Origin of the sequence: Streptomyces sp. NPDC057623 (genome assembly GCF_042800355.1) — a bacterium.
In the GTDB taxonomy this organism is placed as follows: domain Bacteria; phylum Actinomycetota; class Actinomycetes; order Streptomycetales; family Streptomycetaceae; genus Streptomyces.
Window position 1 is genome coordinate 20,664 of sequence record NZ_JBHVGZ010000076.1, and the last position, 1,860, is coordinate 22,523.

The 1,860-nt window shown below is 63.8% G+C and carries 2 protein-coding genes; both read left to right on the top strand.

Annotation, left to right across the window (positions count from 1 at the left end):
* Positions 1 to 228 precede the first annotated feature (228 nt).
* Positions 229 to 1,347: a ParB/RepB/Spo0J family partition protein gene (locus tag ACFU95_RS42840; protein WP_383840510.1), complete on the top strand. Its 1,119-nt coding sequence runs from the start codon at positions 229 to 231 to the stop codon at positions 1,345 to 1,347.
* Between the two features lie 176 nt (positions 1,348 to 1,523).
* Positions 1,524 to 1,757, top strand: a complete 234-nt coding sequence (locus tag ACFU95_RS42845) for a hypothetical protein (RefSeq protein WP_383840513.1) — start codon at positions 1,524 to 1,526, stop codon at positions 1,755 to 1,757.
* The last annotated feature ends 103 nt before the right edge of the window (positions 1,758 to 1,860 follow it).

Below are 1,860 nucleotides of genomic sequence, written 5' to 3' on the forward strand. Positions count from 1 at the left end.
CGTCCTTGGGGCGAGTGAATGGGAATAGGGCCGACCAGGTTCGAACGGCTGCGGCGGGCCCTCCCTTTTCCCAAGAAGGGGAGAACTGGCTTCAGGAGTTCGGAATTGAATTCCTGAAATTAAAAAGAATTCCCACTTGCATTAGACGTGTACGCGATTAAGATATAAGTGTAAGGAAAAAGGGAAAGCCAAAAGGGAATCCCCTAGGAATTCGAAAGGCGCGGGAAAATGTTCGCTAACCTCAAGGTCTCCGAGATCGCCCCCAACCCCGACCAGCCCCGCAAGTTCTTCGACGAGGCGCAGCAGGAGGAGCTGACGGGCAGCATCAAGGAGAACGGCCTCCTCCAGCCGGTCGTCGTCCGTACGGTCGAGGGGGCCGAAGTCCCCCACATGCTGATCGCGGGCGAGCGCCGATGGAGGTCCTGCCAGGCGGCCGGCCTGGAGGTCATCCCCGCCATGATCATCGAGGACGCCAGCGAAGAGAAGGCATACGTCCTCAGCATCGCCGAGAACGTCAACCGCTCCGACATGACGATCATGGAGGAGGCCGGTGCATACGCCGACCTCAAGGCAGCCGGCTGGACCCCGGCCAAGATCGCCAAGCAGTTCGGCAAGACCGAGACCCACATCACCTGGCGCCTCGGCCTGCTCACCCTGCGGCCCGAGGTCGCCGAAATGGTCGACAAGGGAGACATCAAGAACAACCTGGCCTGGCACATCGCCCAGCTCAGCCCGGCCAACCAGATGGTCGCCGCCATGCGGTACGCGCGCGGCGATTTCGACAGCGAGGCCGAGGCCCAGCACTTCGCCAACGGCCTGAAGATGATGGAGAACCAGACCTCCCTCACGGGCGAGAAGGCACCGGATGCCGAGGTGCAGGAGGAGCGGAAGAAGGCCAAGGACAAGGCCAAGGACAGCCTCAGCAAAGCGGAAGAAATCCTCATCCCCCTGTTCGAGGAGCTCGGCGCGAAGAGGCCCGAGGACCTGGCCGTCATCCTCGACGACGACCTCGCCCGCTACGTGCGCGTCGTCGGCAAGATCTACAGCCAGGTACAGCTGGTGCGGAACCTGCTCAGCAAGGCCAAGGGCATCCAGCGCGCCATGGAGGACCAGTTCAACAAGGCGGCCATCGAGGCCCAGCAGGAGGCAGCGGCCACGCAGAAGACCAATGCGGCGGGCAAGCCCGCAGCGGGCGAGAAGCCTGCTGCGAACACGACAACCAAGCCGACGGTGAAGAAGGCGGCGGTGGCCAAGCCCGCCTCGAAGCCCGCGGCGCGGACTGCTACGGGCGCCAAGGCCCCGGTGCGGCGGGCATCCGCCAAGAAGGTCGAAGAGGCGGCGAAGTAGGGGAGGTGGGGGGCGGGCCCGGCCGTGCCCCCCCCCCCCCCCCCGACACAAAAGGGCGGGCGCGGACGGCATTCCGGAAGCGCCCGCTTTACTTTTGAATTCTTTCTCGAATTCCATTCCAATAGAGTCTTAAATGTCATAGAATACAAGCAAGGAAAAAGCGGAAAGGAATTGCAGTGGAGATTGAATTTCAGGGAAAAACTTGGACCCTCACCGCGGCTGACGAATACGCCAGCCCCCGAGGGCCGGTCGCCCAGCTCACGCTGGAAGCAGTCAGGGAAGCCGAAAAGGCCCACGAGGAACGGCGACACCTGGACTGCGTGAACTGGACGCACACCGCCAACTGGCTCTTGCGCGACTACTGGGACACAGGGTCCGAGGAGGAGCCCGCGGCAGCGCGCGGCGCGTGAGGGCCGGGCCGGGGTTTTCGGAGGGTCCCCGCCAACCCCGCGCCCACCGGGCCGCGCGGGTCCAGCGCAGACCTCACCACACACAAACCCACAACACACGCAG

Excerpts from the sequence above, each read along its gene's own strand:
- ACFU95_RS42840 (WP_383840510.1), top strand. The coding sequence starts at position 229 with ATGTTCGCTAACCTCAAGGTCTCCGAGATCGCCCCCAACCCCGACCAG.